Origin of the sequence: Labrys sp. (in: a-proteobacteria), assembly GCF_047605565.1 — a bacterium.
Taxonomy (GTDB): Bacteria; Pseudomonadota; Alphaproteobacteria; order Rhizobiales; family Labraceae; genus Labrys; species Labrys neptuniae.
In genome coordinates this window covers 17,298-35,731 of sequence record NZ_JASGFM010000011.1, presented here as the reverse complement: position 1 = coordinate 35,731, position 18,434 = coordinate 17,298, and the positions used below count along the sequence as shown (strand labels likewise).

At 64.4% G+C, this 18,434-nt stretch carries 19 protein-coding genes and 1 tRNA gene; 8 read left to right on the top strand and 12 right to left on the bottom strand.

Translation table 11 applies throughout. The features are described 5' to 3' along the window. Positions 1 to 32 precede the first annotated feature (32 nt). Positions 33 to 1,295, bottom strand: coding sequence for a capsular biosynthesis protein (locus tag QM672_RS12365; protein WP_311934763.1), 1,263 nt, complete (start codon positions 1,293 to 1,295; stop codon positions 33 to 35). A 209-nt stretch (positions 1,296 to 1,504) separates the two neighbouring features. Beyond that, positions 1,505 to 2,413: a LysR family transcriptional regulator gene (locus QM672_RS12360; RefSeq protein WP_415082893.1), complete on the bottom strand. Its 909-nt coding sequence runs from the start codon at positions 2,411 to 2,413 to the stop codon at positions 1,505 to 1,507. Positions 2,414 to 2,512: 99 nt separating this feature from the next. Here QM672_RS12360 and wrbA point away from each other — a divergent pair, with 99 nt between their 5' ends. From wrbA to QM672_RS12340, 4 genes are all read left to right on the top strand, one after another. Then, complete coding sequence (gene wrbA / locus QM672_RS12355; protein WP_311934765.1) at positions 2,513 to 3,139, top strand: NAD(P)H:quinone oxidoreductase; 627 nt, start codon at positions 2,513 to 2,515, stop codon at positions 3,137 to 3,139. Further along, the gene (locus tag QM672_RS12350) at positions 3,139 to 4,353 is read left to right on the top strand and encodes a CynX/NimT family MFS transporter (RefSeq protein ID WP_415082891.1); all 1,215 of its coding nucleotides are present in this window, start codon (positions 3,139 to 3,141) and stop codon (positions 4,351 to 4,353) included. Before wrbA ends, QM672_RS12350 begins: the two co-directional genes overlap by 1 nt. Before the next feature lie 246 nt (positions 4,354 to 4,599). Further along, a complete protein-coding gene (locus QM672_RS12345; protein WP_415082889.1) occupies positions 4,600 to 5,274 on the top strand; it encodes a response regulator transcription factor in 675 nt (224 codons plus the stop codon). After that, positions 5,271 to 6,656 carry a sensor histidine kinase gene (locus tag QM672_RS12340; protein ID WP_415082887.1) on the top strand — a complete coding sequence of 462 codons (1,386 nt, stop codon included), beginning with the start codon at positions 5,271 to 5,273 and terminating at the stop codon, positions 6,654 to 6,656. Before QM672_RS12345 ends, QM672_RS12340 begins: the two co-directional genes overlap by 4 nt. 71 nt (positions 6,657 to 6,727) lie before the next feature. Here the strand turns inward: QM672_RS12340 and QM672_RS12335 are convergent, their stop codons facing one another. Then, positions 6,728 to 7,051, bottom strand: coding sequence for a metalloregulator ArsR/SmtB family transcription factor (locus tag QM672_RS12335; RefSeq protein ID WP_311934772.1), 324 nt, complete (start codon positions 7,049 to 7,051; stop codon positions 6,728 to 6,730). Between the two features lie 49 nt (positions 7,052 to 7,100). On the opposite strand from QM672_RS12335, the gene QM672_RS12330 reads away from it, so the two are divergent. The 3 genes from QM672_RS12330 to QM672_RS12320 all read left to right on the top strand — a co-directional run bounded on the left by QM672_RS12330 (position 7,101) and on the right by QM672_RS12320 (position 9,082). Further along, positions 7,101 to 7,595: an SRPBCC domain-containing protein gene (locus QM672_RS12330; RefSeq protein WP_415082884.1), complete on the top strand. Its 495-nt coding sequence runs from the start codon at positions 7,101 to 7,103 to the stop codon at positions 7,593 to 7,595. A 20-nt stretch (positions 7,596 to 7,615) separates the two neighbouring features. Continuing rightward, entirely contained in the window at positions 7,616 to 7,978 is a 363-nt protein-coding gene (locus QM672_RS12325; RefSeq protein ID WP_415082882.1) for a hypothetical protein, read from the top strand. A 348-nt stretch (positions 7,979 to 8,326) separates the two neighbouring features. Continuing rightward, positions 8,327 to 9,082, top strand: coding sequence for an SDR family oxidoreductase (locus tag QM672_RS12320; protein ID WP_415082880.1), 756 nt, complete (start codon positions 8,327 to 8,329; stop codon positions 9,080 to 9,082). A gap of 88 nt (positions 9,083 to 9,170) precedes the next feature. Here the strand turns inward: QM672_RS12320 and QM672_RS12315 are convergent. The 8 genes from QM672_RS12315 to QM672_RS12280 form a co-directional block, all read right to left on the bottom strand. Then, positions 9,171 to 9,247 (bottom strand) — tRNA-Arg (locus QM672_RS12315). A 60-nt stretch (positions 9,248 to 9,307) separates the two neighbouring features. Next, a complete protein-coding gene (locus QM672_RS12310; RefSeq protein ID WP_367623709.1) occupies positions 9,308 to 10,441 on the bottom strand; it encodes an ABC transporter permease in 1,134 nt (377 codons plus the stop codon). A 1-nt stretch (position 10,442) separates the two neighbouring features. Next, positions 10,443 to 11,516: a microcin C ABC transporter permease YejB gene (locus QM672_RS12305; RefSeq protein ID WP_367623708.1), complete on the bottom strand. Its 1,074-nt coding sequence runs from the start codon at positions 11,514 to 11,516 to the stop codon at positions 10,443 to 10,445. Positions 11,517 to 11,759: 243 nt separating this feature from the next. Further along, positions 11,760 to 12,569 (bottom strand): LPS export ABC transporter ATP-binding protein, encoded by an 810-nt coding sequence (gene lptB / locus QM672_RS12300; protein ID WP_376717713.1) that lies wholly within the window; start codon positions 12,567 to 12,569, stop codon positions 11,760 to 11,762. Between the two features lie 297 nt (positions 12,570 to 12,866). After that, positions 12,867 to 13,535 (bottom strand): LptA/OstA family protein, encoded by a 669-nt coding sequence (locus QM672_RS12295; protein ID WP_415083022.1) that lies wholly within the window; start codon positions 13,533 to 13,535, stop codon positions 12,867 to 12,869. Between the two features lie 15 nt (positions 13,536 to 13,550). Next, a complete protein-coding gene (locus tag QM672_RS12290) occupies positions 13,551 to 14,327 on the bottom strand; it encodes an LptA/OstA family protein (RefSeq protein ID WP_311939747.1) in 777 nt (258 codons plus the stop codon). Next, positions 14,324 to 15,121 (bottom strand): LPS export ABC transporter periplasmic protein LptC, encoded by a 798-nt coding sequence (gene lptC, locus QM672_RS12285; RefSeq protein WP_415082877.1) that lies wholly within the window; start codon positions 15,119 to 15,121, stop codon positions 14,324 to 14,326. Before lptC ends, QM672_RS12290 begins: the two co-directional genes overlap by 4 nt. Positions 15,122 to 15,381: 260 nt before the next feature. Continuing rightward, positions 15,382 to 15,996, bottom strand: a complete 615-nt coding sequence (locus tag QM672_RS12280) for a ribonuclease D (RefSeq protein ID WP_367623704.1) — start codon at positions 15,994 to 15,996, stop codon at positions 15,382 to 15,384. Between the two features lie 192 nt (positions 15,997 to 16,188). On the opposite strand from QM672_RS12280, the gene ubiB reads away from it, so the two are divergent. Next, positions 16,189 to 17,724: a 2-polyprenylphenol 6-hydroxylase gene (gene ubiB / locus QM672_RS12275; protein WP_394313517.1), complete on the top strand. Its 1,536-nt coding sequence runs from the start codon at positions 16,189 to 16,191 to the stop codon at positions 17,722 to 17,724. Between the two features lie 88 nt (positions 17,725 to 17,812). Here ubiB and QM672_RS12270 read toward each other — a convergent pair whose 3' ends face one another. Beyond that, a complete protein-coding gene (locus QM672_RS12270) occupies positions 17,813 to 18,223 on the bottom strand; it encodes a DUF805 domain-containing protein (RefSeq protein WP_415082875.1) in 411 nt (136 codons plus the stop codon). Between the last annotated feature and the right edge of the window lie 211 nt (positions 18,224 to 18,434).

The following is an 18,434-nucleotide window of genomic DNA, read 5'->3' as shown; positions in this document are numbered from 1 at the left end:
CTGGTCGTCTCTCAGACGACCAAAGAAGGATTTCAAGCCGACTTCGGTGCGCGCACAGGCGCCTTCTTCGGCAATTCCACCACATTGTCGTCGATGCGGCCGATCAGGTTGCGGATGGTCAGGTCAAAGTAACGGCTCAGATAATAGGAGCCGTTGATCTGCGTCTCCGCCACCATGTGACTGACGAAGGCGTCCCTCGCGGCTGCGTTGGGCAGGAAGGGCGCGCTCCAGAACTGTTTCAGCCTGTCTTCGCCACCATGGGCGACAAGGCCGTCAATGGCATAATGTGCATTCCCCAGCACGAAGACCGGGCAATTGCGCTGCAACGCCAGAATTCCCGTGGTGCTGTTGACCGTGATCATGCCACGGGCATGCCGGATCAACAGCCCGGTCGGCCCGTCGTCGATCAAGGAGACTCGATCGGCCACACCCGCCAGCTTGGCGAGCTGCGCCACGAAGCGGTGATAGGGCCGATGCCCGCGGTCGAGCGGATGGGCCTTGAAGGCAAGGCGGGTGCCGGGCGGGGCGTGCTTGGCAAAGGAGCGGATCGTGGCCTCGATCATGCGCTCCATGGTCCAGCCTGCGCCATGGACCCTCAATTGCAGGTCATCATGCACCTGCAGGGCGGCGACAAAATATTTGCGGTCGAAATTGTCGACGAGGTCGATGATCTTCTTCGCATTGGTCCAGCGATCGGTGTATTTGCGCATGGCGTTGCGGCTCCAGAGCATCGCCTCTCCCAACAAGGAGCGCTCGCGATGATGGGAATATTGCCGAAACACCACGCTGCCGGCCGACATCGCCAGGTAATATTTGAAAGCCCACCAGGCCATGGGCTTGAAGCTGGCGGCGGGGATCGTCACCGGCGCCTCGACAGGGGCCGCCTTGTTGCGATCATAGGCCGACAGGACCCGCGGCAGCAGGGACGCCGCATTGTTGCCCTCGCGTTCGGCGGTCACGTAATCGGGTCGTAGATACCCTTCCTCCAGGCACCACACATCGATGCCGAGCTCCCGGCACAGCGCCACCGCCACCTGGTGATAGGGACGCTGATCGCCGAACAGGATCACCTTGTCCGGCTTCTGACCAAGCAGGAACTGCGAGAACCAGCCCCGCCAGGCCGACAGGCTGTCGGAAAACATGACAAACGGAATCCGCCTCGAATAGATGCGGTCGCCGAGATTGAAATTGATCTTGAGGACTCTGTCGCCACGCGCCAGGAGCGATTGCGCAAGCTCGGAAAAAAAGGGGCCGACCGGTCCCTGGAGCAGCACAATGAACTTGGGACGCGGCATAGGCAATCCGACAATTGATTCAAACTGAAACAGCTTACACATACTGATAGTTCTTGTCGCAAATATGTACATACCGCTGATTTGACAGGTTACCGTTTCGGCAGGCATTGCGGCATCGAATCCGGTTTCGGAATCGGGTCCAACCCCGCGGGCCGTTGCTGCTGCATCGTTTTTGCCGAAAGCCGGCATCCACTTTTCGGCATGATGCCCTACGCTGCGGCAATGTCCTCGATCGCACGGCCGAAAGCGCGGGCGGCCGGCCCGAGCGGTTCATCGAGACGATGGGCGAGATAGGCCTGCGTACCGGCCCTGGCATGACGACCCAGATCCTTGGTGTTCAGCCGGACAAGGCGGCCTTCCCGCAGATCCCGTTCCACCTGCCAGGCGGGGAGGCGTCCCCACCCCAACCCCGCCAGGATCATGGCGTGCTTGGTATCCTGGCTGCCAACGCGGCAGGTCTGCGGCGACAACACGCCGAAATCCCGCCCCTGTGACAAGGTGGTCGGATCCACCTGGACGATCTGCAGATGATCCGCAAGTTCGGCGACTTCGATCGCCTGGTCGTCGATCCGAGTAGCCAGCGGGTGGCCTGCCGCGGCAACCGCCACGATTTCGATCGAGGAGAGGCCCTGCAGCACCACGCGCGGATCACGGAAATTCTCGCCGGTGATCACCGCCAGCGTGCTGCGCCCCGCCAGCAGGGCCGTGAGCGGGCCACCCAGGGGTTCGAAGGCCAGGCGGATCGCGACAGAAGGATAGTCCTGCCGAATCGTCCTGAGCGCCTCGCCGACCCAGGCGACCGGAAACAGCGTGTCCACCACCAGCGAAAGTTCGAGTTCCACCCCCTCCCCCAATCCTCGGGCACGGGCGCGCATGGCGTCGACGCGCAGGAGGATGTCACGGGCATTGGCGAGCAGGGCCTTGCCCTCACCGGTCAGCACCGGGCGATGACCGGTGCGGTCGAACAAGGCCAGCCCGAGTTCCGCCTCCAGATTGGCGATGGCATGGCTTACCGCCGATTGCACGCGTGAGAGCCTGGCGGCCCCCGACCGGAAGCTGCCGCTGTCGACCACCGTCACGAAGGTGCGCAGTTGATCCAAGGTAAGGGCATCGATCATGATCAATTCTTTCGATCGGTTTGATGCCAATTATATCACTCCGATCGATAAGCCTGAAATGCGATGCTCCCCTCATCCAGGAATGACGAGGAGCTGACAATGACATCCGTGCTGGTGCTGTACTATTCCTCCTACGGCCATATCGAGATCATGGCGGGTGCGGTGGCGGAAGGCGTGCGTGAAACCGGCGCACGCGCCGTGGTGAAACGGGTACCGGAAATCGTGCCGGATGCCGTCGCCATCCGTGCCGGCTACAAGCTGGATCAGCGGGCGGCGATTGCCGATGTCGCCGAACTGGCCGACCATGATGCCATCATCTTCGGCACGCCGACACGCTTCGGCACGATGGCCGCGCAGATGAAGAACTTTCTCGATCAGGCCGGCGGGCTGTGGGCACGCAATGCCCTGGTCGGGCGCGTCGGCAGCGTCTTTACTTCCACCGGCAGCCAGCATGGCGGGCAGGAGGCCACGATCCTGTCCACCCATATCGCGCTGCTGCATCTGGGCATGGTCGTCGCCGGCCTGCCCTATACCTTCGGGGGCCAGTCGCGCATGGACGAGATCACCGGCGGTTCGCCCTACGGCGCTTCGACATTGGCCGATGACGGCCGCGGTGGCAATCGCGAGCCCAGCACCAACGAACTGGACGGTGCGCGCTTCCAGGGACGTCACGTCGCCCATCTCGCCCGGGCCCTCGCCGCCGCGCGGCTCCAGGATGCCGCCTGATGGCTCCTCCTCTCCTCCTGCCCCGCAGCACCACGGCCTGGCCGGCAGTAGCCGTGGTGGTCGCCTCCGGCATTGCAGCCTCGCTGCAGGTCGGCAAGACGCTGATCGCCGCTCCCATGCTGCAGGCCGATCTCGGCCTCGGCCTTGACGCCATCGGCTGGCTGGCCGGCATCTTCGCCGTGCTCGGCCTGGCCGGCGGTATCCCGGCAGGAGCGGCCATCTCCGGCTTCGGCGATCGCCGCATGCTGGTGCTGGGCCTGGGCGCCATCGCGGCCGGCAGCGGACTTGGTGCCCTTACCTCCCACTATGGCGTGCTGGTCACCTCGCGCATCGTCGAAGGCCTCGGCTTCCTGCTGGTCACGGTGGCGGGTCCCGCCATCCTGAACCGGATCAGCCCCGCCGGGCAGCGCGATCTCGCCTTTGCCCTGTGGAGTTGCTTCATGCCGGCCGGAATAGCGCTGGCCATGCTCGCCGGCCCGTTCTTCGGCAATTGGCGCGCCATCTGGTGGTCCGGCGCGATGATCACAAGCCTTGCCATCCTGGCCGCGCTGGTCACGGTGCCGAGCAGCCCCCGCCGGAGCCCGACGCCGCCGCAGCGCCTCGCCCGAAATGTCCTTGCCGTGCTGACGGCCGGTGGCCCCCCGCTGCTCGCCCTATGCTTTGCTCTCTACAGCCTGATGTTCTTCGCCCTGTTCAGTTTCCTGCCGGTGCTGCTGATGCAGCGCATGGGCTTGAGCTATGGCACCGCCGGCATGGTCAGTGCCCTCGCCAGTGCCTCGAACATTCTCGGCAATCTCGCGGCCGGCTTCCTGCTGTCGCGCGGGGCCCGCCGCGCCGTGCTGATCGCAAGCGCCAGCCTGGTGATGGGAATCGCCGCGCCTTGCGTGTTCCTGCAGATCTTCCCGAATGGCCCGCTGCTGCTGTTATGCATCATGTTTTCGGCCGTCGGCGGCCTCATCCCGGCGACACTCCTGTCCTCCGCCCCCGTCCTGGCGCCCGCCGCTGCGCTGGCTCCAATGGTGGTCGGCCTCACCATGCAGGGCAGCAGCCTCGGTCAGGTCGCCGGGCCGGTTGCGGTGGGCGCGCTCATCGACACCTATGGCTGGGGATCGGCAAGCCTGCTCGTCGTCGCCGCCGCCGCGGCTGCCATCGCCCTCGCGCTGGCCCTCGGCCGCATCGACCGGCAGGCTGCACCTTCCCCGTCAGGCCCGTGAGGAAGGACCGGCCCCGCGATTGCACGGGAAGGCCGCGGATCGCCTTCTCGCGCCACCGAGGCAGGCGACAACACAAATCGCCAGCCCCCTGCGGCTCGGGCGCATTCGTCAACATGCGTCGGCCGTGGTGGTGATCGCCCCTTTCAACCGCTGCCCGGCAGGAACGTGCGCAAGGTTCGCGCAATGCAGGACGGGTAACGCTATGTTGGCAAGGCGCGAGGCAAGGGGACATGGGAGAGACGGGCAATGCGGATCCTGCTGGTGGAAGACGAGCCTGAGATGGTCTCGGCCTTGCGCTCCGCCCTGGTCCGACACGACATGATCGTCGACCATGTCTCGAGCATCGCCGCCGCCGAGGAAGTCCTCTGCGACCGGGTGCACGACGCCCTGCTTCTCGACAGGCAGTTGCCCGATGGTGACGGACTGTCGCTGATCCCGACCCTGCGTGCCAGCGGTAATGCCGTGCCCGTGCTGGTGCTGACCGCCCGCGGCGAGTTGACCGATCGTGTCAGCGGTCTGGAACATGGCGCCGACGATTATCTCGGCAAGCCCTTCGCCTTCGAGGAATTGCTGGCGCGGCTGCGCGCTTTGCTGCGCCGGCCCGCCAATCTGCAATCGCATATGGTGCGGGTCGGGCGGCTCTGCTTCGACTTCACCCACCAGGAGGCCAGCGTGGCGGGCACCCCGCTGGACATGCCGCGGCGGGAACTGCTGGTACTGGCCGCTTTGGTGCGGCGCATGGGGCGCATGGTGCTGCGCCCTTTCCTGATGGAAGCCGTGTTCGGCCTGGATGACGAGATCCAGTCCAACGCGCTCGACACCCATATTTCGCGGCTGCGACGCAAGCTTGCCGATGCCGATGCCGGGGTTGCCATCAACGGCATTCGCGGGGTGGGCTACCTCCTGCGCGAAACGTCATGACGGTCGCCTCGTCGCCTTCCCTGCGCTGGCGCCTGGTCAAGCGGCTGGTCGCCTTCCAGACCGTCATGCTCGCGCTGATCGTGGTGATCGTGGTCGTCGCCGTCTGGGGCACGGCGCGGTTCGCCGACGCCTATGAAGACAGCGCCCTCGACGTGCTTCGGGACGCCCTGGCCCGCGACAGCGGCGGCCTCCTCGTCCTGGGGGAGACCAGCGATCTCCGGCGGCTGCGCCAGGAAGCGCCCGATCTGTGGTTCATCATCCGCGACAAGCAAGGCCGGGATCTGAGGGAAGGCCGCGTTCCCGCCGACTATGCCCCGTTCGCAGCGGGCATGAATCACATCCAGCAGATCCGGCTCGGAGAAGACCGGGCCGGCATCGACAAGCCCGCTGCCGTGCTCAAATGGGTGGACAGCGCCGCCGGGCGCGTACAGATCCTCACCGGCACCCAGGGCCATATGTCCTGGCAGCATTTGTTCTGGGGCGTCTCCCTGAGTTCGGCCACCGTGATCGGTCCACTCTTCGTCCTGATGGCGCTGGTCACCCTTATGGTCACGCCGATCGTGGTGCGCCGAGCCCTTTCCGGGCTCGGTGCCGCCGCGACGCAGGCCGGGCGCATCGACATCGGCCAGCGCGGCGTTCGCCTGCCCCAGGCCGGTGTGCCGGCAGAGATCATGCCGCTGGTGAAGGCCGTCAACGATGCGCTGGCCCGCCTCGACAAGGGCTATGAGCGGCATCAGCGCTTCCTGGCCGACGCCGCGCATGAATTGCGCACGCCGATCGCCATCCTCACCACCCGCATCGCCTCGCTGCCGCCAGGGCCGGAGAAGACGCGACTGCTGGAGGACGCTTCGCGCCTGGCGGTGCTGACCGGGCAATTGCTTGATTTCCAGCGCCTGGACCAGCAGGAGAGGCCGACGGCGACGGTCGATCTCGCCGCGCTCGCCCAAAGGGTGATCGTCGATCTCGCACCACTGGCCTTCGCCGCCGGCTACGAGATCGACTTCAAGGCCGATGACGGGCCGATCCTGGTGACAGGCGACCAGACCTCGCTCGAGCGGGCGTTGACCAATCTCATCCAGAACGCCATCGATCATGGCGGGCGCCGCGGCACCATCGGCATACGCGTCGACCGCAGCGGCCGCATCGAGATCTGCGACGAGGGCGACGGCATTCCCGAAAGCGAGACCGAGCGGATCTTCGAGCCATTCCACCGCCTGCGCCAGGACGGCCGCGGCGCCGGACTCGGTCTCAACCTCGTGCGCGAGATCGTACGCCTGCATGGCGGCCATATCGCCGCATCCAACGGCCCCAAGGGTGGCGCCTGCCTGGAAATCGGCCTGCCTTTGGCGGCGCGACAGGCTGAAGGAAAGATGCTGTCTTGAGCAACGGCCCGTTCATCGGGCTGTACTCGTCTTGAGGACGGTATTTCAGGACAGGACAGGCACTTTTACGGTCATCCTTCCAGATCGGCCTTGAGCTTGTCGAGAAGGGTGAGGGCGTGGGCGGCGTAGCCGCTGATCCAGCGGTCGTGGATGCGCTTGATCGGCAGGGCGTTGAGATGGTTCCAGCGCTCACGCCCTTCCCGCCTGACGATGACGAGATCGGCCTCCTCCAGCACCTTGAGATGCTGCATCACCGTGCAGCGATCCATGTCCGCGAAGGCTTCGCAGAGCATGCCGGTGGTGCGCGCCTCCTCCTTGAGGTGGTCGAGCATGGCCCGCCGGCGCGGATGGGCCAATGCCTTGAAAACCAGGTCTTCTTCGTGCTCGCTTGACATGTTATAAATTTATAACATATTGTTACCTCCTGCAACAGGGAGAAGCCCGATGAAGCCGAAATTCAGGGTTTCCGCACGGATCGCAAAGCCGGTTCGCGAGGTGTTCGAGGCCGTGGTCAACCCCGGCAAGCTCAGCGCCTATTTCACCACGGTCGGCGGCGCCAGCGCCCCATTGGCGGCCGGAGCGACCGTGGTGTGGTGGGGCAAGGTCCCCGTCGAAGTGGACGAGGTGATGGCCGACAGCCATATCGTGCTGCGCTGGGATGGGCCGAAACCCGCCGATGGCGCCGCGCGCTACAAAACCCGCATCGAGATGAATTTCGAGGCGCTGGAAGACGACGCGACGCTGGTTACCATCGCCGAGACCGGCTGGAGCGAGGACGCGCAGGGGCAGCACGCCTCCTACCTCAATTGCGAGGGCTGGTCGCAGATGCTCTGCTGCCTCAAGGCCTATCTCGAATACGGCATCAATCTGCGCGAGGGCTATTATCGAAGCGAACTGGCCGGCGTGCCGGCAAGCGAACCCTCCAGTGACACCCCATGACGGGACAAGGGAAACCAACCATGGCTGCGACCATCTATGGCGGCATCGATATCGCCATGAAGATCCCTCCGCATCAATATCAGGCCACGGTGGTGTTCTATCGCGATGTGGTCGGCCTGACGCCGATCACCGACAAGGCGCCTGCCATCGGCTTCGAGCTCGGCCCCAACAAATTGTGGCTCGACGAGGCGCCGATGCTGAGCCAAGCCGAGGTCTGGCTGGAACTGTTCACCGACGATTTCAACAAGGCGTCCGGCCATCTGTCGGGTGCCGGCGTGGTCCGTTGCGACGCAATCGAGCCGCTGCCGGACGGATTCAAGGGCGGCTGGGTCACCAATCCCGCCAATATCGTCCACATGCTGCGCGAGCCGGACGCCTGGTGAGCCGAGGGCGGTCAGCCTCGCTCTCGGGCTGAAACGACTTGACCGTGGTGACGCGCCCTATTACGAAAATGCTTGCAGCGGCCATCCATGCTGCTGCCGTAGGCGTTACCGTCATCCAACGCGTCCTTTGTCGAGGGGTTCCCAGCAGGGAGATCTCGATTCAACAGGGCGCTACGGTCATGCCATCCCACTTCTGCTCCGCCTTCCCGTCATCCCCTGGGGCCTCCATTCCGGTGCGGCTTGCCGCTGCCATGATGGTCGATGCTCACCTGGGATTGCAGGCGGCCCGCTGCCTCACGCGCAGCGGCGGCGTTTCCGTGCCCCCAGCTCAACGGAGACGCAATACCCATGAAGATGACCGGCAACACCGTCCTCGTCACCGGCGGCACCAGCGGCATCGGCCGCGTGCTCGCCGAAGCCTTCCACCAGCACGGCAATCGCGTCATCGTGACGGGACGACGGCAAGGCCTGCTTGATCGGATCACGGCAAACCGGCCCGGCCTGGTCGGGCTGCCGCTCGACCTCGCCGATCCCGGCTCCCTGTCGCGCCTCGCCAACGAGATACGCAGGCATTTTCCCGACCTCAACATGCTCATCGCCAATGCCGGCATCTCGCGCGCCGAGGACCTGACGGCGGACGGCTGGGATGTCGGCGATGCCGAGGCGATCGTGGAGACCAACATCCTGGGCGTATTGCGCGTGACCGCAGCACTCCTCCCGACTCTGAAGGCTCAAGCGGATGCGACGATCATCGCCACGAGCTCCAACCTCGCCTTCGTGCCCCGTGCCGACTTCCCGACCTATTGCGCCAGCAAGGCGTTCCTGCATTCCTGGCTCCAGTCCCTGCGCCACCAGCTTCGCAAGGTGCCCGTCGAGGTGCTCGAGCTGGCCCCCCCTTATGTGCAGACCGAGCTCACCGGCAGCCAGCAGGCCTCCGATCCGCGCGCGATGCCCGTCGACGCCTATGTCGCCGAGGTGATGCAGTTGCTCGACCAAGGCGACCATCCGCAAGGCGAGGTACTGCTCGAACGCGACCGCGCTCGCCGCTGGGCCGAGCGGGACGGCCGCTACGAGGCCGTCTTTGCCACCATGAATCCGGACTGAACCGCCGGTTCGCCCCATCTCCTGCGACCGACAAGCCTCGCCGCCCGGGCACATCTCGAGCGGCTTCAAATCATTTCAAAGGGGAAAATGGCGCACCCAGCACGATTCGAACGTGCGACCTTTGCCTTCGGAGGGCAACGCTCTATCCAGCTGAGCTATGGGTGCGTCGTTCGTCCTTCTAAACGATCGTTTCGCGTCCTGCAATCGCCCGATGCGATTTTAAGCTCAGCCGAATGTCTTGCGCGGATCGAGCGCATCGCGCACCGCTTCGCCCACCAGAATCAGCAGCGAGAGCAGCAGCGCCGTCACGGTGAAGCCGGAGATGGTGAGCCAATAGGCATTGGGCCGCGCCTGGGCCTGCTTGAGCAATTCGCCGAGCGAGGCCGTGCCGGGCGGCAGGCCGAGGCCGAGATAATCCAGCGCCGTCAGCGTCGAGATGGCGCCGGAGAGAATGAAGGGCAGCATGGTCAGCGTCGCCACCGTCGCGTTCGGCAGGAGGTGCTTGATCATGATGGTGGTGTCGGACAGGCCGAGCGCCTTGGCCGCCCGGACATATTCGAGATTGCGGGCGCGCAGGAACTCGGCACGGACCACCGCCACCAGCGCCATCCAGGAAAACAGCAGGAGGATGCCGAGCAGCACCCAGAAGCCCGGCGCCAGCACCGCCGAGATGATGATGAGCAGATAGAGCGAGGGAATGCTGGTCCAGATCTCGATGGCGCGCTGGAAGATCAGGTCGACCCAGCCGCCGAAATAGCCCTGCACCGCGCCGGCCGTCACGCCGATGAGCGAGGAAAAGAAGGTGAGGATCAAGCCGAAGAGCAGGGAGATCCGGGTGCCGTAGATGATGCGGGCCAGCACATCGCGGCCGGTATCGTCGGTACCGAGCCAGTTCCATTCGATGTCGCGGCACCCCGTCCCGCCCACGGTCTGGGCGGCGTCGCGGCACTGCTCGTCGCGCAGGGCCCAGGTGGGCGGCGAGGGCACGCCGCCGGCCGGCGGGTTCTTGTTGATGGTCTGCGGGCCATAGCGAATCGGTGCCCAGAGCACGAAGGCTCCGCGATCGGCCAGCAGCTTGACGAGGTAGGGATCGCGGAAATTCGCCGGTCCCGGCAGGTCTCCGCCAAGATCGGTCTCGTCGTAATCGACGAAGACCGGCGCAAAGACCTGGCCCTTGTCGACGATCAGCAGCGGCTTTTCATTGGCGATGAACTCGGCGAACAGCGACAGGATGAAGAGGGTGAGAAAGAGCCAGAACGACCAGTAGCCGCGCCGATTGGCCTTGAAATTGTTGAGGCGCCGCCGGTTGAGAGGCGACAGGGCAAGCCAGCCTCGCCGGGTTTGGGTGGCAGCCTCCATCTCAAACCTCACGCGCTTCGAAGTCGATGCGCGGATCGACGAACATGTAGATCAGGTCGGTGGCCAGATTGATGACCAGGGCCACCAGCGCCAGGATGTAGATGGAAGCCAGCACCACGGGATAGTCGCGGTTGATGACCGATTCATAGTTGAGCCGGCCGAGACCGTTGAGCTCGAAGGTCTGCTCGATCAGCAGCGATCCGGTGAACAGCGCCGCGATGAAGGCGGCGGGAAAGCTCGCGATCACGATCAGCATGGCGTTGCGAAAAACATGACCATAGAGCACCCGGCGCGGCGACAATCCCTTCATGCGCGCCGTCAGCACATATTGCTTGCGGATCTCGTCGAGGAAGGCGTTCTTGGTCATCATGGTCAGCGTGGCGAAGGCCGAGACCCCCATGGCGATCAGCGGCAGCGTCATGTGCCAGGCATAGTCGGCGATCTTGCCCCACAGCGATAATTCGTTCCAATTGTCGGAAACCAGCCGGCCATTGGGAAAGATCTGCCAGAAGGCGCTGCCGGCAAACAGCGTGATCAACAGGATGCCGAGAGTGAAGCCGGGAATGGCATAGCCGATGACGATCACCGCGGAGGTCCAGCCGTCGAAGAAGGAACCGTCCTTGACCGCCTTGCGGATGCCCAGCGGTATCGAAATCGCGTAGGAGAGCAGCATCACCCACAGGCCGATGGAGATCGACACCGGCAGTTTCTCGGCGATCAGCGTGGTGACGGGCGTATCGCGGAAATAGCTCTGGCCGAAGCTGAAGGTGGCGTAGTTCTTGATCATCAGCCAGAATTGCTCATAGACCGGCTTGTCGAAGCCATATTGCTTGCGCAGGCTGGCGATGAAGGCCGGATCGAGGCCCTGGGAGCCTCGATATTGCGAGGCGCCGGCATTGAAGCTCGGTGCCGGCCCGCCGAGATCGCCCCCGCCCCCGGCATTGCCCGACAGCATCGACACCATGCGCTCCACCGGACCGCCGGGCACGATCTGGATGATGGCAAAGGAGATCAGCATGATGCCGAACAGGGTCGGCACGATCAGCGCGAGACGGCGCAGGACATAGGCGAGCAAATCGACGTTCCGGGTTGGCCTGTCGAACCTAGAGGAGAATCAGGGCGATGGGAATCCTGGCGGGACGCGGAACCCCCCTCATCCGGCTGCCGCCACCTTCTCCCGCAAGGGGAGAAGGCACCTTGTTCGGATTGCGTATCGCCTTCGCGCTGCCCAACGTCGAACGGCCTTAAACCATTGCTCCCCTTCTCCCCTTGCGGGAGAAGGTGGCGGCAGGGGGATGAGGGGTGATCCGCAGCCTCCTCACATCCTGAATTCGCTGCCGAGATAGAGCCGGCGAGCTTCGGGATTGTCGATGATCTCCTGGGGCGTGCCCTGGGTCAGCACATGGCCGGAATGGATGATGTAGGCCCGGTCGATCAGGGCCAGCGTCTCGCGCACATTGTGATCGGTGATCAGCACGCCGATGCCGCGATTGGTCAGATGGCGCACCAGGGTCTGGATGTCGCCGACTGCGATCGGATCGATGCCGGCGAAAGGCTCGTCGAGCAGCATGAAGGACGGCCGGCCAGCCAAAGCGCGCGCGATTTCGACGCGCCGGCGTTCGCCGCCCGAGAGCGCGATCGAGGCGGTCTTGCGCAGGCGGCCGATCTTGAACTCGTCGAGCAGTTCGTCGAGCTGGCGCTCCCGCTCGGCCTTGTTGGGCTCGACGATCTCGAGCACGGCGCGGATATTCTCCTCGACATTCAGGCCGCGGAAGATCGAGGCTTCCTGCGGCAGATAGCCGATGCCGAGCCGGGCGCGCCGATACATCGGCAGCGCCGTCACGTCATGGCCGTCGAGCTCGATGCGGCCGTGGTCCGGCGGCACCAGGCCGGTGATCATGTAGAAGACCGTGGTCTTGCCGGCGCCGTTCGGACCGAGCAGGCCGACGGCCTCGCCGCGCCGAACCTCCAGGCTGACGTCGCTCACGACCGTGCGCTTGCCATAGGTCTTGGCAATCGACACCACCGAGAGCGTGCCCTCGACACTGACGGCCGGCCCTGCTTCATCGCCATCAGCCGCATATTGCACCATCTCGTTCATGCCTGGCCCGCACTCTTCCTGCGGCATCGGGCCCGATGCCGCGTTATCCTGTTATATCAAGAGGCATTTTCAATGCCCCTGGATTCTATCCGACGACTTTCGCCAAATCTTTGATTTGGCATCGAAAATCGTCGGATGTCCAAGCCGGGAATGCTTTAGCATTTTCGAGGCTTGGTTCCATTAAGCTGCCCATACCGAAAACCGGCCTGCATTGCGCATTCCGGTGTCCAATGACAGCTTTGCCGCACGCCGGTGAATATCTCGTTCATCGGGCAAAAACATGCCGCCTATAGCGTTTTTCTCTGGGGACGGTACGTGCCTGGATCAACACTTCTGGTCGCCCGAGACGAAATGGCCGGTGGTGCCGCCGGTGACGGTGGCTCGGCCGGTCTGGGTGTTGACCACCAGCTTCTTGCCGCGCAGCACGTTGCAGCCCTGGGTCATCACCACTTCCTGGCCCGTCAGCGTGGCGATGTTGGTCTCCATGTCGAGGATGCCGTCGTCGCCGGTCGCCTTCTGGTCCGGGGCGGTGACGACGACATTGCCCTTGGCTACCAGCTTCTTGACCTTGTTGTCAGGCGCAGGCGCCGCATCGGCATCGGCGGCTTCTGCAGTCGAGGATGCGTCGGCCGGCAGGGCAGCCGAGGGGGCCGGCGGCTTGGCCGGGCTGGCACCGGCAGCATCGGCCGGCTGCTTGCCCGGCAGGGACGCGGCCTCGTAGAAGACCGTCAGTTCCTCCGAGGTCAGCGTCGACTCGCCCTGGGTCGCCACCACATTGCCGGTGAAGATCGCCTTCTGCTCGTCCTGATGGGTTTCGAGCTGATCGGCCTTGATGTTCACCGGCTTGTCATTGTCGGAGGAGAAGCCCTGGAAAGGCGTGGAGGGCTTCTTCTCCTGCGCACCGGCCGGCAAGGCCAGTGATGAAACGAGCAGCGCCAGAGGCAGCAACAGCGCCGGAGCGAGGCGGCGAGACGTCGGGCTGGGTCGCATCATCACGGGCCTGCTCCCTCAATTGCTCTTCTTCTGGCTGCCCTGGGTGAAGACGCCCGACACACCACCGGTGCCACCGCCTTCGACCCTGGCGATGCCCGTCTTGAGGTTGACGGTCAGCTTGGTGCCCTTGAGCACGTTCGGACCCTGGATCATCACCACCTCGCCGCCCGTCAGCGTGGCGACATTGGTGGCCATGTCCATCACGCCATTGGCGCCGGTCGCCTTCTGGTCCTTGGAGGTGACCACGACATTGCCGCGGGCGACCAGCTTCTTGATGGAGCTGGCCGGCGTGCCGGAACCGGAGGCCGGCGCCTTGCTGGCGTCGGCCGGTTTCGTCTCGGCAGGCTTCGCTTCGGCAGCCTTGGCATCGCCAGCCGGCTGGCCGTCTGCCGGCTTGGCATCGGCGGCCTTCGGGTCGGTGGGCTTGGCATCCGCGGATTTGGCATCGGCCGGCTTGGCATCGCCCGACTTGGCGTCCTTGGCCTTGCCATCCTTGGCGGCGCCGTCCTTGGCGTTGTTGTCGACATTCTCGTAGAAGACGGTCAACTCATTGGTGCGCAGAACGGATTCACCCTGCGTCGCCACCACATTCCCGGTGAACACCGCCTTTTGCTCGTCCTGATGCACTTCGAGCGAGTCCGACTTGACGTCGACGGGTTTGCCGCTGTCGGAGGAAAAACCCTGGAAGGGGCTGGCCGCCTTCTTCGGGGCGGCGCCGGCATCGGCAGCCGTCAGGGCCAAAGCGAGCGGCAGCACCGCGAGAGGCACCAGGCGGCGGATTTTCATCGTCATTGGGTGGGATTTCCCTGCACTGGGTTGGCTGGATTCGGGGGAGCGGCATTCGGAGCCGCAGCATCGGGAGCCGGCGCATCGTCGGATGGGGTAGCGGGCGTGTCGGCGCTGTCCGTGCCGTCTTCCGCGTCCGGCTTGTAGGGTACCTTGAAGCTGGCGCTGACGCCGTCCTTGAACAGGATTTTCGAACCGCCCTGCACGATGCTCAGGCCATTGCCCGAAATCGTGCCGGAGGAGAGATTGACGGTGACCGGCTCCTTGCTGTTGACCGTGCTGGCCTTGAGGTCGATGCTGGCGCTCTTCAAGGTCGCGTCATAGCCCTTGGTGGACTTGACGCGCACATCGCCCTTGAGATCGAGAAGCTGGCCAACCGTGTCGAAGGTACCGGTTTCGGCGCTCAGCGTGGCATCGCTCTGGTCGGGCGCGGTGATCACGGCCTTCAATCCGGTAAGGCTGACCACGCCGGGCACGTTGACTTTCTGCGTGCCGCCGGTGGCGGTGACGTCATATTTCTGCCCGCGATTGTTGGAACCGGTCAGATGCGGCCTTTCGACGGCCAGAATGCCTTCGCCGGACGGCTTGACCGGATCGGGAACGACGATGGGCAGCGGCGCGAAGGGGTTGAACACCGCCAGAAACACAAAAATACCCGCTCCGGCAACCGCTATTGCGGGCACGGCAAACTTCAGGAAACGCACCAGCCTGCTGTGAGCGCGGGCAGCTTTGAAAGCGCTTTCACGCGAAGGCATGGCGGGTTGGGGGATCTTGACCCGCGCATCCATGATATCGGCCAAACGAATACCTATCCAAACGCTGCTAGCGGCGGGAAACCATCGCCACCGACCATCATATTGCGATGCGAAGTGGAGACGTCAACCCGGCGCCACAGGCGCCGTCCATCCCTGTCTGCAATTCCTCAACTTTGGGTGAAAATCGCAACAGGTGCGCCCTCATAGCAGATTTCGGGCGCAGGGGGAATGTGCCGAAGGGAACGCGTCACGCCGCCGTCACCCGCCAGGCCTCCCGGACGGGTGCGAGGCGTGCGGCGCCGGCTTCAGCTATGGGCGAAGATATCGGTCTCCGGCCAGCCATTGAGGTCGAGCAGAGCCCGCGTCGGCAGGAAGTCGAAACAGGCGCGCGCCACTTCCGAACGTCCTTCCCGCGCCAGGGTGGCGTCGAGCTTGGCCTTGAGTTCGTGCAGATAGAGCACGTCCGAAGCGGCATAGGCGAGCTGGGCGTCGGTGAGTGTGTCGGCGCCCCAATCGGAGGATTGCTGCTGCTTGGAGAGGTCGATGCCCAGCAGTTCGCGCACCAGGTCCTTGAGGCCATGGCGATCGGTGTAGGTGCGCGTGAGCCTCGAGGCGATCTTGGTGCAATAGACCGGCTTCGTCGCCACGCCGAAGGCGTTCTGCAGCGCGGCAATGTCGAAGCGGGCGAAGTGGAAGATCTTGGTGACCGAGGGATTGGCCAGCAATTGCTCGAGATTGGGGGCGCTCTTCTGGCCCTGGGCGATCTGCACCACATCGGCGGTGCCATCCCCCGGCGAGAGCTGCACCACGCACAGACGGTCGCGATGGGGGTTGAGGCCCATGGTCTCGGTATCGATGGCGGCGCTGGTGGTGTAGCGGGACAGGTCGGGCAGATCGCCGCGGTGGTAGCGAATGGTCACGGAAGCTTCCTGAACTCGATATCATTGGGTCAGACGGCAAATAGAACCCTCGCAAGACGATGTGCAAGAGGGAGGAGAGCTTGAAGCCCACATCGGGAGAAGGTTTGCCAATGCGCCTGCGCGTGCTATCGACCTCCCCGCGAATTCATTCGGCTGGTACCCTTGGCTTCTTTCCTCGACCCTTTTCGTCTCATGCGCGCCGGCTGGACGCTGGCCCGCGAGGGCGCGCTCGGCCTCGTCGACATCCATGATTTGCCGGCACCGGCGCGACTGGCGGTGCGCCTCGGCCGGCTGGTCGAAAAACGCAACGTCAGCGGCGGCAAGGGCCTCGCGGCTGCCCTGGTGAAGCTCGGGCCGAGCTGGGTGAAGCTCGGGCAGTTCCTCGCCACCAGGCCGGATGTCGTCGGCTTTGCGGTGGCGCGCGACCTGGAAGAGCTGCAGGACCGCATGCCGCCCTTCCCGCAGGCCATCGCCATTGCCGAGATCGAAAGGGCGCTGGGCGGGCCGCTGAACCAGTTCTTCGCCGAGCTTTCCGAGCCTGTCGCCGCCGCCTCGGTGGCACAGGTGCACAAGGGCGTCATCCGCGATGCGGACGGCGAGCGCGAAGTGGCGGTGAAGGTGCTGCGCCCGGGCGTCGACCGGCGCTTTCGCTCCGACCTTTCCACCTTCTATTTCGCCGCGCGCACCATCGAGCGGCTCGACCCGCGCTCCAAGCGCCTCAAGCCGGTCGAGACCGTCGACATGCTGGCGCGGACCGTCGCCTTCGAGATGGATTCGCGCCTGGAGGCAGCGGCCCTGTCGGAAATGGCGGAGAACATCGCCGAAGATCCCGATTTCCGCATCCCTGCACCGGACTGGAATCGCACGGCCCGCAGCGTGCTGACGCTGGAATGGATCGAAGGCATTCCCCTGTCCGACATCGACAGGCTGAAGGCGGCCGGCTTCGATCTCGTCGAGCTCGCCCGCATCATCATCCAGTCCTTCCTGCGCCATGCCATCCGCGACGGTTTCTTCCACGCCGACATGCATCAGGGCAATTTGATGATCGATGCCTCGGGCCAGCTCGTGGCGGTCGATTTCGGCATCATGGGTCGTGCCGGCCTGAAGGAGCGCCGTTTCCTCGCCGAGATCCTGCACGGCTTCATCACCCGCAACTACCGGCGGGTGGCCGAAGTGCATTTCGAGGCGGGCTACGTGCCTCGGAGCCATTCGATCGACGATTTCGCCCAGGCCATCCGCGCCATCGGCGAACCGATCCACCAGAAGCGGGCCGACGAGATCTCGATGGCCAAGCTCCTGACGCTGCTGTTCGAGATCACCGAGCTCTTCGACATGAAGACCCGGCCGGAGCTGATCCTGTTGCAGAAGACGATGGTGGTGGTGGAGGGCGTCGCCCGGCGGCTCAATCCCAAGCTCGACATGTGGGCGACGGCCGATCCTGTGGTGCGCGACTGGATCGAGCGCAATCTCGGGCCGCTCGGCAAGCTCGGCGATCTGGGCCAGCAGACGCTGGAGGCGGGCAAGTCGTTCACCTTGCTGCCGAGCCTGCTCAACCGGGCCGAGACCTTGGCCGAACGCCTCAACGAGGCGGCGGAAAAGGGCTTTGCCCTGCTGCCCGACAGCATCGAGGCGATCGGCAAGGCCGAGGCCCGCCGCAATCGCTGGGGCAATGCAGCCCTATGGCTGATCGCCCTCGCCGCGCTCTATTTGGCGTGGAAACTGGTCTGAGCGCAGCGGCGTAGGCGACGGCATCATCTGGGGCCAAACGCTTCAGCGCCGAAAACCAGGGGCCGAACGAGTTCGGCCCCTTTGCTGTTCAGGAAAAGACACCGGCGACTTCGTTGCCGCCGATACCCTTGGGCGAGGGACCGTATTGGTTGGGACCCTGGGTACCGTCGAGGAAGCCGAGTTCGATGAGAACCCAGATGGCGCCGACGAGGGGAATGAAGCTGACCAGCAGGAACCAGCCACTCCTGTTGCGGTCGTGGCAGCGCCGAACCCCGATGGAAAGCCCGGACCAGACGAAGCCGACATAGACGACGATGCCGATCACGCCCAGCACATAGATGAGCGGACTATCCGGCGTCACGGTCAGCGCCAGGCCGTAGAAGATTCCCACGACGACGCACAGGGCGAGCCATTGCAGAAGATGATAGATCCAGTAGTTGCTGCGGCGCAGCCGGCCCTGGAAACTGAACAATTTCTCCGCAAGTGTCGGTTCATTCATCGCACTCAACCCCTTTTGCTCATCAGCTCTTGCGATTTCGATGTTTGCCGGCCTATCAGCACAAACGATTGAAAACAAGACGTCAATCTCGATCGGTGGAGAAGCGTGTTTCCAGCGTGACAGAAGAACAGCAGCCAGGCCGCCTGATCTCGTGGCACTTTACAATTCAGGAAATTGTCACAATACGAGCCATGGTCTTCATCTCACCTTG

Bases quoted from the DNA above. Each gene is read 5' to 3' on its own strand.
- QM672_RS12365 (WP_311934763.1), bottom strand. From the start codon at position 1,295: ATGCCGCGTCCCAAGTTCATTGTGCTGCTCCAGGGACCGGTCGGCCCC.
- QM672_RS12360 (WP_415082893.1), bottom strand. From the start codon at position 2,413: ATGATCGATGCCCTTACCTTGGATCAACTGCGCACCTTCGTGACGGTG.
- wrbA (WP_311934765.1), top strand. From the start codon at position 2,513: ATGACATCCGTGCTGGTGCTGTACTATTCCTCCTACGGCCATATCGAG.
- QM672_RS12350 (WP_415082891.1), top strand. From the start codon at position 3,139: ATGGCTCCTCCTCTCCTCCTGCCCCGCAGCACCACGGCCTGGCCGGCA.
- QM672_RS12345 (WP_415082889.1), top strand. From the start codon at position 4,600: ATGCGGATCCTGCTGGTGGAAGACGAGCCTGAGATGGTCTCGGCCTTG.
- QM672_RS12340 (WP_415082887.1), top strand. From the start codon at position 5,271: ATGACGGTCGCCTCGTCGCCTTCCCTGCGCTGGCGCCTGGTCAAGCGG.
- QM672_RS12335 (WP_311934772.1), bottom strand. From the start codon at position 7,051: ATGTCAAGCGAGCACGAAGAAGACCTGGTTTTCAAGGCATTGGCCCAT.
- QM672_RS12330 (WP_415082884.1), top strand. From the start codon at position 7,101: ATGAAGCCGAAATTCAGGGTTTCCGCACGGATCGCAAAGCCGGTTCGC.
- QM672_RS12325 (WP_415082882.1), top strand. From the start codon at position 7,616: ATGGCTGCGACCATCTATGGCGGCATCGATATCGCCATGAAGATCCCT.
- QM672_RS12320 (WP_415082880.1), top strand. From the start codon at position 8,327: ATGAAGATGACCGGCAACACCGTCCTCGTCACCGGCGGCACCAGCGGC.
- QM672_RS12310 (WP_367623709.1), bottom strand. From the start codon at position 10,441: ATGGAGGCTGCCACCCAAACCCGGCGAGGCTGGCTTGCCCTGTCGCCT.
- lptB (WP_376717713.1), bottom strand. From the start codon at position 12,569: ATGCCGCAGGAAGAGTGCGGGCCAGGCATGAACGAGATGGTGCAATAT.
- QM672_RS12295 (WP_415083022.1), bottom strand. From the start codon at position 13,535: ATGATGCGACCCAGCCCGACGTCTCGCCGCCTCGCTCCGGCGCTGTTG.
- QM672_RS12290 (WP_311939747.1), bottom strand. From the start codon at position 14,327: ATGACGATGAAAATCCGCCGCCTGGTGCCTCTCGCGGTGCTGCCGCTC.
- ubiB (WP_394313517.1), top strand. From the start codon at position 16,189: ATGCGCGCCGGCTGGACGCTGGCCCGCGAGGGCGCGCTCGGCCTCGTC.
- QM672_RS12270 (WP_415082875.1), bottom strand. From the start codon at position 18,223: ATGAATGAACCGACACTTGCGGAGAAATTGTTCAGTTTCCAGGGCCGG.